Genomic DNA, 12,913 nt, shown 5'->3' on the forward strand with positions numbered 1-12,913 from the left:
GCACGACGGCAGCGCCCGATCCCCTTATGCCGCCGTGATCGCATGGCCGTCCTCGCCAAAGCCAAGATCCTCATTGGTCTTGAGTTCGACGTTGAGACCCAGCGAGCGCATTTCCTTGACGAGCACGTTGAAGCTCTCGGGGATGCCGGCCTCGAACGTGTCGTCACCCTTGACGATCGCCTCATAGACCTTGGTGCGGCCGACCACGTCGTCGGACTTCACCGTCAGCATCTCCTGCAGCGTATAGGCAGCGCCGTACGCCTGCAGTGCCCAGACCTCCATTTCGCCGAAGCGCTGGCCACCGAACTGCGCCTTGCCGCCCAGCGGCTGCTGGGTGACGAGCGAGTATGGGCCGATCGAACGGGCGTGGATCTTGTCGTCGACCAGGTGGTGCAGCTTGAGCACATATTTGTACCCAACGGTCACCTTGCGGTCGAACATGTCACCCGTGCGCCCGTCGAACAGGTCGACCTGGCCGCTCTCGTCCAGCCCGGCGAGCCGGAGCATGTCGGTCACGTCCGCCTCGACCGCGCCGTCGAACACCGGGGTGCCCATCGGAACGCCACCGCGGACATTCTCCGCCAGATCGACGAGCGACGCGGTGTCGCGGTTCTTGATCTGCTCGGCATAGTTGTCGCCGTAGATTTCGAGCAGCAGCTCCTTGACCGCTTCGGGGGCTTCGCCCGCCTGCGGGTTCGGATTGGCTTCACGCCATGCGTCCAGCGCCTCGCCGATCTTCTTGCCCAGGCCGCGTGCGGCCCAGCCAAGATGCGTTTCGAAGATCTGCCCGACGTTCATGCGCGACGGCACGCCCAGCGGGTTGAGCACGAAGTCTACCGGAGTTCCGTCCTCCAGGAACGGCATGTCCTCCTGCGGCAGGATGCGGCTGATGATGCCCTTGTTGCCGTGACGGCCGGCCATCTTGTCGCCCGGCTGCAGCTTGCGCTTCACCGCGACGAACACCTTGACCATCTTCAGCACGCCCGGCGGCAGCTCGTCGCCCCGCTCCAGCTTCTCGCGGCGGTCCTCGAACTTGTCCTTGATGCGCTTGACGGCCTCGTCATACTGACCCTTGACCGTCTCCAGATCGCCTTGGACCTTGTCGTCGGCGACGGCGAACTTCCACCATTCGTGGCGATCGACGCTGTCGAGCAGATCCTGATCGATCTCGGCACCCTTCTTCAGGCCCTTCGGCACGCCCGTGGCGACCTGACCGATCAACATCTCGCGCAGACGCGACCAGGTCGCGCGGTTGAGGATGTTGCGCTCGTCGTCCGAGTCCTTCTTCAGGCGCTCGATCTCCTCGCGCTCGATCGCCATCGCGCGCTCGTCCTTGTCGATGCCATGGCGGTTGAAGACGCGCACGTCGACGACCGTCCCGGCAACGCCCGGCGGCAGGCGGAGCGAGGTGTCGCGCACGTCGCTGGCCTTTTCGCCGAAGATCGCGCGGAGCAGCTTCTCTTCCGGCGTCATCGGGCTTTCACCCTTCGGCGTGATCTTGCCGACCAGAATGTCGCCCGGCTCGACCTCGGCGCCGATGTACACGATGCCTGCCTCGTCGAGGTTGCGCAGCGCTTCTTCACCGACGTTCGGGATGTCGCGGGTGATGTCCTCCGGCCCGAGCTTGGTGTCGCGGGCCATCACTTCGAACTCGTCGATATGGATCGACGTGAACACGTCGTCCTTCACGATGCGTTCGTTGATCAGGATCGAGTCTTCGTAGTTGTAGCCGTTCCACGGCATGAACGCGACGAGGACGTTGCGACCCAGCGCCAGCTCGCCGAACTCGGTCGACGGGCCGTCGGCGATGATGTCGCCGGCATTGACCAGCTCACCCACCTTCACCAGCGGACGCTGGTTGATGCAGGTCGACTGGTTCGAACGCTCGAACTTCATCAGCGTGTAGATGTCGACGCCGCTTTCCTCCGCCGACACGTCGCCGGTGGCGCGGACGACGATGCGCGAGGCATCGACCTGGTCGACGATGCCGGCACGCTTGGCCGCGATCGCCGCGCCCGAATCGCGCGCGACGGTCTCTTCCATGCCGGTGCCGACGAACGGCGCTTCCGCCTTCACCAGCGGCACGGCCTGACGCTGCATGTTCGAACCCATGAGCGCGCGGTTGGCGTCGTCATTTTCCAGGAACGGGATCAGCGAGGCTGCAACCGACACCAGCTGCTTGGGCGACACGTCCATCAGCGTCACCGTGTCCGGGAACGCCATCAGGAATTCGCCGGCCTGACGTGCCGAGACGAGGTCTTCCGTGAAACGGTTGTCGCCATCGGTTTCGGCCGAAGCCTGCGCGATCGTGTGCTTGGCCTCTTCCATCGCCGACAGATAGACGACCTCGTCGGTCACCTTGCCGTCGATCACCTTGCGGTACGGGGTCTCGATGAAGCCGTACTTGTTGACGCGGCTGAAGGTCGCAAGGCTGTTGATCAGACCGATGTTCGGGCCTTCCGGCGTTTCGATCGGGCAGATACGGCCATAATGCGTCGGGTGAACGTCGCGGACTTCGAAGCCAGCGCGCTCACGCGTCAAGCCGCCCGGGCCAAGCGCCGACACACGACGCTTGTGGGTGACTTCCGACAGCGGGTTGGTCTGATCCATGAACTGCGACAGCTGCGAGCTGCCGAAGAACTCGCGCACCGCGGCGACCGCAGGCTTCGCGTTGATCAGGTCGTTCGGCATGACCGTCGAGACATCGACGCTCGACATGCGCTCCTTGACCGCACGCTCCATGCGCAGCAGGCCGACGCGATACTGGTTCTCCAGCAGCTCGCCCACCGAACGCACGCGGCGGTTGCCGAGGTTGTCGATATCGTCGATCTCGCCCTTGCCGTCCTTCAGGCCGACCAGCGTCTTGATCACCGCGAGGATATCCTCGGTGCGCAGCGTCGTCACCGTGTCCTCGGCATCGAGGTCGAGGCGCATGTTGAGCTTGACGCGGCCCACGGCCGACAGGTCGTAGCGCTCCGGATCGAAGAACAGCCCGCCGAACAGCGACTCCGCGGTTTCCAGCGTCGGCGGTTCGCCGGGGCGCATCACGCGATAGATGTCGGACAGCGCCTGCTCGCGCTCTTCGGCCTTGTCGGCCTTGAGCGTGTTGCGGATCCACGGGCCGGTGGAAACATGGTCGATGTCGAGCAGCTCGATCCGGTCGATGCCGGCCTTGTCCAGCTTCTCCAGATTCTCGGCCGAAACTTCGTCACCGGCTTCGATGTAAATCTCGCCCGTCGACTCGTTGATCAGGTCGAACGCGCTGTAGCGGCCGAAGATTTCCTCGGTCGGGATCAGCAGCGTCTCGAGCCCGTCCTTGCCCGCCTTGTTCGCGGCGCGCGGGCTGATCTTCTGGCCCGCCGGGAACACGACTTCGCCGGTCTTGGCGTCGACAATGTCGAACATCGGCTTGACGCCGCGCCAGTTTTCGGACGCGAACGGGATCTGCCAGCCATTGGGACCGCGCACATAGGTGACGGTGTTGTAGAAGTGGTTGAGGATCTCTTCGCTGTTCAGGCCCAGCGCGTACAGCAGCGTCGTCACCGGCAGCTTGCGCTTGCGGTCGATACGGACGTTGACGATGTCCTTGGCGTCGAACTCGAAGTCCAGCCACGAACCGCGATACGGGATCACGCGCGCGGCGAACAGATACTTGCCCGACGCATGCGTCTTGCCGCGGTCATGGTCGAACAGGACGCCCGGCGACCGGTGCATCTGCGACACGATCACGCGCTCGGTGCCGTTGATGAAGAAGGTGCCGTTGCCCGTCATCAGGGGCATGTCGCCCATATAGACGTCCTGCTCCTTGATATCCAGCACCGAGCGGGCATCCGTATCGGGATCGACCTCGAACACGATCAGGCGAAGGGTGACGCGCATCGGGGCCGCATAGGTGATGCCGCGCTGACGGCATTCCTCGACGTCGAACTTGGGCGATTCGAGCTCATAGGTCACGAAGTCGAGTTCGGCCGTGCCGGCAAAGTCGCGGATCGGAAACACGCTGCGCAGCGTCTTCTCAAGACCCGAAACATAACCGATCGAGGGATCGCTCCGCAGGAACTGTTCGTAGGATTCGCGCTGAACCTCGATCAGGTTCGGCATCTGCACCACTTCGTGGATGTCGCCGAACACCTTGCGGATGCGGCGCTTTGCGGTGCCGCTTGAGCCCGCGCGGCCTGCCGCCCCAACTTCGATCGCTTTGGTTGCCATGTGCTGTTTTCGCCTTCTCAGCCTGAATTTCGCCCCGATATCCGCCGGGACAGGCACGCAGACAGACGCCAAAAGGGCCGAGCGATTCCCATCGTCGAAACGGGGAAAAACTCAGCCTCTCAAGCGTCTATGATACCCGTCCGGTCCATTCGTACGACCCGCTGCGCGACGGCGTGCCATGTCCCGACCGGTCGGGGCAGAGGCGCGATATAGGCAGGGGAGGGGGCAGTGTCAAACGCGCGCCGGTTAAGGCTTGCCCAAGCCATGCCCATCGTCTAGCCAGCCCGCTCGCTGCCCCTGTGGCGAAATGGTAGACGCAGTCGACTCAAAATCGACCGCCGCAAGGCATGCTGGTTCGAGTCCGGCCAGGGGCACCATTCCCAATCAAGCGAGGGCACCAAATTTGCCTGCTGATCGGGGTCGGAGTTGGCAGCAATTTCGAGCGGCTTCCTCGGGCCGGTGATCGTGATAGCATCGGGTGCAACGACCACTTTGGCGATGAATCTGCGCGCATACGCCAGCTGATCGATCGGATCACCGGAGCGTGACATCTGTCTCGATCCGCGGAATGCTGGCGATCGGTTCGATCGTGATGTTGCGGAACCAGGTTTCGGCGCCTTCCGACTGAAGCTGTATCCGGCCATGCGTCAGCGGCCGGCGCCCGCCGTCTGGCGCGATCACGGCCATATCCCGCACCTGCGCCACCGGAACCCCGTTCACCACATGCACCGCGCGGTCGCCGACGACGTACAGGTCTAGGGTGTTCCACTGTCCGATGGGTCGCTCCGCATCCCGCGCCGCCTCGACATTCCAGGTAGGGGTGCCGTTGACCATGTCCACTTGCTGCCCACCCAGCTGAAAGCGCAAATGCGGGGCGATCAGGCTCGGGTCATAGGCGACGGTGGTGCGGCCCCGAACGTTCCTGCCGACCGGCACCAGCATGCCGGTCGAGCCGCGCATGATCTCGAACTCCATCGAGGGCGACCAGGTGCCGAATACGGCGCCCGGTTCGCCATGGGTGTGATAGAGCAGGCCGTTATTCTGCGGCAGCGTTTCGCGCGGGGCATAGGTCTTCGCGCCCCATTTGAACTCCAGACGCAGATGATAGTCGCGCAGGTTTTCGCGATGGATCAGGCTGCCCCAGGTTTCGCCTTTGATCCAGATTGCCGGTGCGCCATCGATCATGCGCACCGCGAAATCGCCGCTGCGATCGCGACCGGTGCCGATCGGCGACTGGCCGGGGGCATCGCGATAGGTGACCGCCGGATCGGGATAGCCAAGCCAACTGTCCCATTCGCTGAGATCGCGGCCGTTGAACAGGCTGCGGGCCGGACCGGTCGGGGTTGGTAGATCAACCAGCCGCAATCGCTGCGGCGTGGCGGCGCGGTCGGCACTAGCGGCGCGTGCCCGGTCGAGCGAGGTCATGTCGGGCGCGTTTGTGGGCGCAGGCGTCTGGACGCACGCCCCACACAGCAGGGCAAGTGCCACGATCGGAGCCTTCGATCCCACGGTTACGCTCCCCACTTTGCCAAACGCGTCCACTTTTCTGCGCCGGCGCTGTTTTCGATCATCGCTTCGACAAAGGCCATGGTGCGCAGGCCATCACTGACACCCGGGAAGCCGTCCGGCGCTCCACCACGGACCGCTCGCCCGAAGCTGCGATACAGATTGGCGAAGGCCTCGATATAGCCCTCCGGATGCCCCGCCGGCGTGCGCAGCATCGCCTGGGTCGAGGGGGCGAGGCCCGGACCGCCCGCGCGGACGATCTCGGCGGGGCGATCCAGCCAGCGCAGGGTGAGCGTGTTCGGCTCCATCTGCGACCAGTCCAGCCCGCCCCGCTCGCCGTGGATACGCAGGCGCAGGCCATTCTCGTCGCCCGCGGCGACCTGACTGGCCTTGAGCACGCCGCGCGCGCCGCTCTCCAGCCGCAGTAGCGCGGCGACATCGTCGTCAAGGCGACGGCCGGGGACATGCGTCGTCAGATCGGCGCTGAGTTCCTCCACCGCGAGACCCGAGACATGCTCGGCGAGATGGAAAGCATGGGTGCCGATGTCGCCCAGACACCCGCCAAGCCCGGCACGGGCGGGATCGGTGCGCCACTCCGCCTGCTTGTTGCCTTCGCGATCCAGCGGCCCGCTCAGCCAGCCCTGCGAATACTCGACCTGCACCAGCCGGATCGCGCCGAAATCACCTCGCGCCACGCGCACCCGCGCCTCTTCGACCAGCGGATAGCCGCTATAGGTGAAGGTGAGCCCATAAAGCCTGCCGCTACGCTCCACCGCCGCCGCAATCGCGCGCGATTCGGCGAGGTTCAGCGCCATCGGCTTGTCGGAGATCACATGAAACCCGGCGTCGAGCGCGGCGATCGCTGCGGGGGCGTGGAGATGGTTGGGCGTGACGATCGACAGAACCTGCATCCGCTCGCCCTCGGGCAGTGCGCGTTCGCCCGCGAGCATGGCTTCAAGCGTTGGATAGGTGCGTGCCGGATCGAGGCCCAGCGCCGCGCCGCTGCGTCGGCTGCGCTCCGCGTCACTGCTGAAGGCACCGCACACGAGCGCGTAATCGCCGTCGAGCGCCGCCGCCATACGATGGACCGCGCCGATAAATGCGCCCTCGCCGCCGCCGACCATGCCGTAGTGAATGCGTTGCTGTCCGCCCGTTTCCATTGCGCCTCTCCTGTTGCTCTTCGGCTCGGTCCGGTTTGACGGGGTTGCGTTGCGCGCCGCCATCCGCTTAGATGCTGTCAACGATGTCAGCCTGAAGGTTGGCACAGTCGGAGGGGATTGTGAAAGCACTCATCGCATTGCCCTTCGTGGCATCGCTCCTCGGCGTGGTAGCGCTAACGGCTGGAACGCCCAGCGTTGGCGCGCGCCAGACCCAGGACCCGGGCGCCCAAGCATTCGCCGCGTGTCGTGCTTGCCATACGCTTGCCCCAGGCGGGAAGAGCGTGATGGGCCCCAATCTCAACAAGCTGTTCGGTCGCAAGGCCGGGGCCGCTCCGGGATTTGCCTATAGCCCCGCGCTCAAGGCGTCCGGGATCGTGTGGGATGCCAAGACGCTCGATGCGTATCTCGCCGCGCCGACCACGAAAGTGCCCGGCACGCGCATGGTGATGAAGGTGGGCGATCCGGCGCGCCGGGCCGCGCTGATCGCGTATCTGAAATCGGAAACGAAATAGCTCTAACCTGCGGAGGCGTAGCATGAAGGGTCCGGCGGTCTTCCTCGCACAGTTCATGGGCGATGCCGCGCCGTTCGATACGCTGCCCGCGGCCGCACGCTGGATGGCGGAGGCAGGCTATGTCGGGGTGCAGATACCGACCTGGGACAGCCGCTGTATCGATCTGGCGCTGGCGGCGGAGAGCCAGGATTATTGCGACGAACTGGCCGGCACCTGCCGCGAGGCTGGGGTCGAGATCACCGAGCTGTCGACGCATCTTCAGGGCCAGCTCGTCGCGGTGCACCCGGCCTATGACGTCGCGTTCGATGCGTTCGCCCCCGATGCGCTGAAGGGCAAACCGGCCGAGCGCCAGGCCTGGGCGGTCGAGCAGCTTCACCTCGCCGCCAAGGCAAGCCGACGGCTGGGTCTGAACGCGCACGCGACCTTCTCCGGCGCGCTCGCCTGGCCCTATCTCTATCCGTGGCCGCAGCGGCCGGCGGGGCTGGTCGAGGAAGCCTTTGGCGAGCTGGCGAAGCGCTGGCGGCCGATCCTCGACGCGTTCGACGCACAGGGCGTCGATGTGGCCTATGAAATCCATCCGGGCGAAGACCTGCACGACGGCGTGACGTTCGAGCGGTTCCTGGCGGGCGTCGACAATCATCCGCGCGCCAACATTCTCTACGACCCCAGCCATTATGTGCTGCAGGCGCTCGATTATCTGAGCTTCATCGACATTTATCACGAGCGCATCCGGATGTTCCACGTCAAGGATGCCGAGCTCAATCCGAACGGGCGCTCGGGCGTCTATGGCGGGTTCCAGGATTGGGTGGATCGTCCCGGCCGCTTCCGCTCGCTCGGCGACGGGCAGGTCGATTTCGGCGGCATCTTCTCGAAGCTCACCCAGTACGGATATTCCGGCTGGGCGGTGCTCGAATGGGAATGCTGTCTCAAGCATCCCGAAGATGGCGCGCGCGAAGGCGCACCCTTCATCGCCGCGCACATGATCCGCAAGGCGGACAAGGCATTCGACGATTTCGCCGGGGGCAGTGATCCGGGCCTCAACCGGGCGATGCTGGGGCTGAAATAGAAACAAAAGGGGGAGGCGGCGATGGCCGAGACATATCACAAGGGGCGGCTGTTCTGGCTGGGCATCCTCGCCCTGTTCACCGCGGCGGCGGGGCTAGCGATCCGCGGGGCGATTGCCAGCGGGCTGAAGGCCGAATGGATCGATCCGATCGCGCCGTTGCAGGCGGGTGAACTGATCGCCGCCGCATTGGGCGCCGCGTTCCTCAGCTTCGCGATCACACTGTTCGTCGCCAGCGCATTTCTCGATCAGATCGGGATGAAGCGGTGCCTGGTCGCCGCTGGCCTGTGCTTCTTCGCCGGACCGCTGCTGATCGTCACGGCGGGCCAGATTGCGAGCGGGATGACCATCTACACAATCGTCTGGATCGGAATGCTGCTCAGCGGGATCGGCTGGGGCCTCACCGAAGCGGCGATCAACCCGCTGACGACGCAGCTCTATCCCGATGACGCGACCCACCGGCTCAACGTGCTTCACGCCTGGTTTCCGGGTGGCATCATCATCGGCGGCCTCGCCGGCTTCTTCCTCTCGGCCACCCTGCCGTGGCAGGGGATCATGGCGCTGGTAATGATCCCGGCGGCGGCGACGATCCTGATGGCTGCGACCACCAGCTTCCCGCCACCGCTGCGCAGCGAAACCGGGGTGAGCTTTGGCCAGATGATCGGCGAGGTGTTTCGCCGCCCCAGCTTTTTCATCTGGTTTGGCGCGATGTTCCTGACCGCTGCGTCCGAACTGGCGCCCGGACAGTGGATCGACGTCGCCCTGTCCAATCGCGTGGGCATGCGCGGCATCCTGCTGCTGGTGTACGTCAACGCGCTGATGTTCGTGTTCCGCCACTTCGCGGGGCGGCTGGCGAACACGATCTCGAACCCCGGCCTGCTATGGGTGTCGAGCCTGCTCGCGGGAATCGGGCTGTTCATGCTGTCACAGGCGCAGTCGCCGGTCACGGCGATCATCGCCGCGACCGTGTGGGGGCTCGGCGTGTGCGTGATGTGGCCGACGATGCTCGCCTCGGTCGCCGAACGCTATCCGCGCGGCGGAGCGTGGGCGATGGGGCTGGTCGGGTCGGCGGGCGCGCTCGCCAGCTTCTTCGTGCTGCCGCAGCTGGGCGCGATGTTCGATCAGGCCAAGATCGAGTTTGCGGGCGGGCCGGAGAAGTTCGCCGCGCTGACCGGCGCTGCCAAGCTGGCGGTCGAGGATGCCGCGGCGTCGGTGTCGTTCCAGAAGCTGGCGATCATGCCGGCGGTCCTGCTGGTGGTGTTCGGGTTCATCTGGCTGCGTGAACGCGGCAAGTCGCGCGCGCAGCTGGCGGGCGAAGCAGCGTGAGACTGACGCGGCGCTCCGTCATCGCCGTCGGTGCCGCCATGGCGGGCGCGGCAGCGATGCCGAGCGCCGCTAGACAATCGAACGCACCGCGCTTCTCGCTCGGCTTCGCGCCGCATGAGGGCAGCTTCGCCAGCCGCGGCAGCCGGCTCGAGCAGATCGCCTATGCCGCCGACCAGGGCTTAACCGCCTGGGAGGATAACGAGGCCGCCGCTCGCCCGGTCGAAGAGCAAGTCGCGATGGCGCGGGCGCTGCAGCAGCGCGGGATGACGATGGGCGTGTTCGTCGCGTCGATGCCCAAATGGGCGCAGTCCCGCCCGGTGCTCGGCGCCAATGACGGTGGCGACCGCGCCGCGTTTCTTGCCGATATCCGCGCGTCGATCGACGTCGCCAAGCGCCTCAATGCCAAGTGGATGACGGTGGTCCCCGGCTTCCTCGACCGCCGCGTGTCGATCGACATCCAGACCGGCCGGGTGATCGATACCATGCGCCGCGCCGCCGACATCGTCGCGCCGCATGGGCTGGTGATGGTGATGGAGCCGCTCAACACGCTGGTCGATCATCCGGGCGTGTTCCTGCAGACCGTGCCACAGGGCTATGCCGTTGCGCGCGGCGTCGACAGCCCGGCGGTGAAGATCCTCGCGGACCTCTATCACGAGCAGATTCAGGCCGGGCATCTGATCCGCACGCTGGACAGCTGTTGGAGTGAGATCGCCTATCTCCAGTTCGGGGACAATCCGGGCCGCAAGGAGCCGGGCACGGGCGAAATCAACTATGCCAACATCGTCCGCTGGCTGCGCGCGAAGCGCTTTGCCGGGGTGATCGGCATGGAACACGGCAATTCGGTCGAGGGCCGCGTGGGCGAGGAGCGATTGCTCGCCGCCTATCGCGCGATCGACGCGGCATGAAGGGAAAGCGCGTGAAACTGACTCTGCCCATCGCGGCGCTTGTACTGGCTGCGGCGAGCGGCTCTGCCCCGGCGCAGGAAAGGCCCGGCTTCCGCGATACGCCTGTAATCCCCGGCACCAGCTGGAAGGTGCATGACGCGGACCGTCCGCATCCCTCCATCGTAACCCCTGCAGCCCAGCCGGGCGGCGCACCGTCGGACGCGGTCGTGCTGTTCAACGGCACGTCGCTCGACGCGTGGCAGCCGCAGCATACGCCGTGGACGATCGCCGATGGCGCAGTCACCTCACGGCCGCGCACCGGCGGCGGGGGCGAAAATGCGCTGATCAGCAAGGCGAGCTTCGGCGACGTCCAGCTCCACCTCGAATTCCGTTCGCCCAATCCGCCCGAGCACAGCTCGCAGGATCGCGGCAATAGTGGCATCTGGTTCATGCAGCGCTACGAGATCCAGATCCTCGATGGCTATAACAACCCGACCTATGCCGATGGCACGGTCGGCGCGATCTATGGCAGCACGCCGCCGCTGGTGAACGCGTCGCGCGCGCCGGGCGAATGGCAGAGCTACGACATCGTGTTCGAGCGCCCACGCTTCGCCGCCGACGGCAAGCTGCTGCGCCCGGCCTATATCACCGCGTTCCTGAACGGCGTGCTGGTGCAGAATCGCCAGCCCTGGCGCGGCACCACCGTGTGGCGGCAGGTCGCGAAATATCAGGCGCATGGCGACGCCGCGCCGATCCAGCTTCAGGATCACAATTCGCCGGTGTCGTTCCGGAACATCTGGGTGCGCCCGCTCCCCGAAGCCGCGGCGAGCCACGACCATCACGGGGAGGGGAAATGAGACTCGACCGACGCGACGCACTCGCCGGGATCGCGGCGATGTTCGGCACCGCGCTGTTCGCACCGATCGCGCGCGCAGCATCGGCGCAAATGACCCCGATCAGCGACGGCCCACCCAGCGCACCGGTGTTCACCGCGGAGCAGCGCGCGCTGATGAGCGCGCTCAGCGAACGCATCATGCCGACGACCGACACGCCGGGCGCGATTGCCGCAGGCGTGCCGGAGTTCATCGAAAAGATGCTCGCCGACTGGGCATTGCCCGATGAACGCAAGCCCATCCTCGCCGGGCTCGACGCGATCGAAGCGCGCAGCCAGGCCGATTTCCAGATCGCAGCCGTCAACGCCATGCCCGAACAGCAGGACGCGCTGATCACGCTGGCGATGGAGGACAAGATCCCCGGCGGTCTGAACTTCTTCACCGCATTCCGCCAGCTCGTCATCACCGGCTATTTCACCTCCGAAATCGGCATCACGCAGGAGCGCGACTATCTGCCGGTGCCCGGACGCTATGACGGCGCACACCCCTATTCCCCCGGCACGAAGGTGTTTTCGTCATGATCATCGACCGACGCCAATGGCTGGCGGGCGGCGCCGCACTCGCGACCAGCCTCGCCGCCGCACCGCTGATGGCACGCGGAAGGCCGCGGCGCCCGATCGGACTCCAGCTCTACACCGTGCGCGAACTGTTCGCGGCCGACCCGATCGGCACGCTCGAGAAGGTCGCGGCGATCGGCTATCGCGAGGTCGAATATGGCGGCGGGGGCTATGACAAGATGGACCATGCCGCGCTGCGCAAGGCGATGGACCGGCTCGGCCTGAACTGCCCGTCGATCCATGTCGGCTATGAGCCGCTCGCCGCCGATCTTGCCGCCGTGGTCCGGATGGCGAAGACGCTGGGGGCCGACACGATCGTCCTGCCCTGGCTGACCCCGGCGATGCGCGACCCGCAGGTGTTCCAGCGCGCGATCGGCGACTTCAACCGCTGGGCGGGACAGCTCAAACAGGCGGGGCTCGGCTTTGCCTATCATAACCATGACTTTGAGTTCACGATCAAAGCCGATGGCCGCAGCCTGTTCGACCTGCTGGTCGCGGACGGCGATCCGGCGCTGGTCAAGATCGAGCTCGACCTGTTCTGGGCCGTCGCGGCGGGTGAGGATGTGAAGGCGGTGATCAAGCGCCTGCCGGGTCGCATCTATGCCTATCATGTCAAGGATCGCGCCGCCGATGGCCGCATGGTCAGCGTGGGGGCAGGCGTGATCGATTTCGCCGACATCTTCGCGTTGAACAAACAGGCCGGCGTCCAGCATCTCTATGTCGAAAATGATCAGGCGCCCGCGCCCTATCTGCCCGACATCAAGGCGAGTTTCGACCATCTGCGCCGGATCGGCGCGTAACCG

10 protein-coding genes and 1 tRNA gene are annotated in these 12,913 nt (G+C 65.7%); 8 read left to right on the forward strand and 3 right to left on the reverse strand.

The window, feature by feature from the left end; all coding sequences use genetic code 11:
- Nucleotides 1-24: 24 nt before the first annotated feature.
- The gene (gene rpoB, locus ACRYLO_RS02365) at nucleotides 25-4,209 is read right to left on the reverse strand and encodes a DNA-directed RNA polymerase subunit beta (RefSeq protein WP_482658684.1); all 4,185 of its coding nucleotides are present in this window, start codon (nucleotides 4,207-4,209) and stop codon (nucleotides 25-27) included.
- A 293-nt stretch (nucleotides 4,210-4,502) separates the two neighbouring features.
- Here rpoB and ACRYLO_RS02370 point away from each other — a divergent pair.
- Nucleotides 4,503-4,586, forward strand: a tRNA-Leu gene (locus tag ACRYLO_RS02370).
- A 157-nt stretch (nucleotides 4,587-4,743) separates the two neighbouring features.
- On the opposite strand, the gene ACRYLO_RS02375 is transcribed toward ACRYLO_RS02370, so the two are convergent.
- Nucleotides 4,744-5,718, reverse strand: a complete 975-nt coding sequence (locus tag ACRYLO_RS02375) for a 3-keto-disaccharide hydrolase (protein WP_482658685.1) — start codon at nucleotides 5,716-5,718, stop codon at nucleotides 4,744-4,746.
- A 2-nt stretch (nucleotides 5,719-5,720) separates the two neighbouring features.
- Nucleotides 5,721-6,875, reverse strand: coding sequence for a Gfo/Idh/MocA family protein (locus ACRYLO_RS02380; RefSeq protein WP_482658686.1), 1,155 nt, complete (start codon nucleotides 6,873-6,875; stop codon nucleotides 5,721-5,723).
- Between the two features lie 164 nt (nucleotides 6,876-7,039).
- Between ACRYLO_RS02380 and ACRYLO_RS02385 the strand changes: the two genes are divergently transcribed.
- Genes ACRYLO_RS02385 through ACRYLO_RS02415 form a run of 7 tightly spaced genes read left to right on the forward strand, consistent with a single transcriptional unit; the run spans nucleotide 7,040 to nucleotide 12,910 of the window.
- Nucleotides 7,040-7,387: a c-type cytochrome gene (locus ACRYLO_RS02385; protein WP_482661658.1), complete on the forward strand. Its 348-nt coding sequence runs from the start codon at nucleotides 7,040-7,042 to the stop codon at nucleotides 7,385-7,387.
- Between the two features lie 22 nt (nucleotides 7,388-7,409).
- Nucleotides 7,410-8,453: a sugar phosphate isomerase/epimerase family protein gene (locus ACRYLO_RS02390; protein WP_482658687.1), complete on the forward strand. Its 1,044-nt coding sequence runs from the start codon at nucleotides 7,410-7,412 to the stop codon at nucleotides 8,451-8,453.
- 21 nt (nucleotides 8,454-8,474) lie between these two features.
- Nucleotides 8,475-9,776, forward strand: coding sequence for an MFS transporter (locus ACRYLO_RS02395; RefSeq protein WP_482658688.1), 1,302 nt, complete (start codon nucleotides 8,475-8,477; stop codon nucleotides 9,774-9,776).
- A complete protein-coding gene (locus ACRYLO_RS02400) occupies nucleotides 9,773-10,681 on the forward strand; it encodes a hydroxypyruvate isomerase family protein (protein ID WP_482658689.1) in 909 nt (302 codons plus the stop codon). The genes ACRYLO_RS02395 and ACRYLO_RS02400 overlap by 4 nt, the downstream gene beginning before the upstream one ends.
- Nucleotides 10,682-10,692: 11 nt before the next feature.
- The gene (locus tag ACRYLO_RS02405) at nucleotides 10,693-11,517 is read left to right on the forward strand and encodes a 3-keto-disaccharide hydrolase (RefSeq protein ID WP_482658690.1); all 825 of its coding nucleotides are present in this window, start codon (nucleotides 10,693-10,695) and stop codon (nucleotides 11,515-11,517) included.
- Entirely contained in the window at nucleotides 11,514-12,074 is a 561-nt protein-coding gene (locus ACRYLO_RS02410) for a gluconate 2-dehydrogenase subunit 3 family protein (protein WP_482658691.1), read from the forward strand. Before ACRYLO_RS02405 ends, ACRYLO_RS02410 begins: the two co-directional genes overlap by 4 nt.
- Nucleotides 12,071-12,910 (forward strand): sugar phosphate isomerase/epimerase family protein, encoded by an 840-nt coding sequence (locus ACRYLO_RS02415; protein ID WP_482658692.1) that lies wholly within the window; start codon nucleotides 12,071-12,073, stop codon nucleotides 12,908-12,910. Before ACRYLO_RS02410 ends, ACRYLO_RS02415 begins: the two co-directional genes overlap by 4 nt.
- Nucleotides 12,911-12,913 lie beyond the last annotated feature (3 nt).

The sequence above is a fragment of the Sphingomonas sp. SDUR79 genome, from assembly GCF_056821745.1.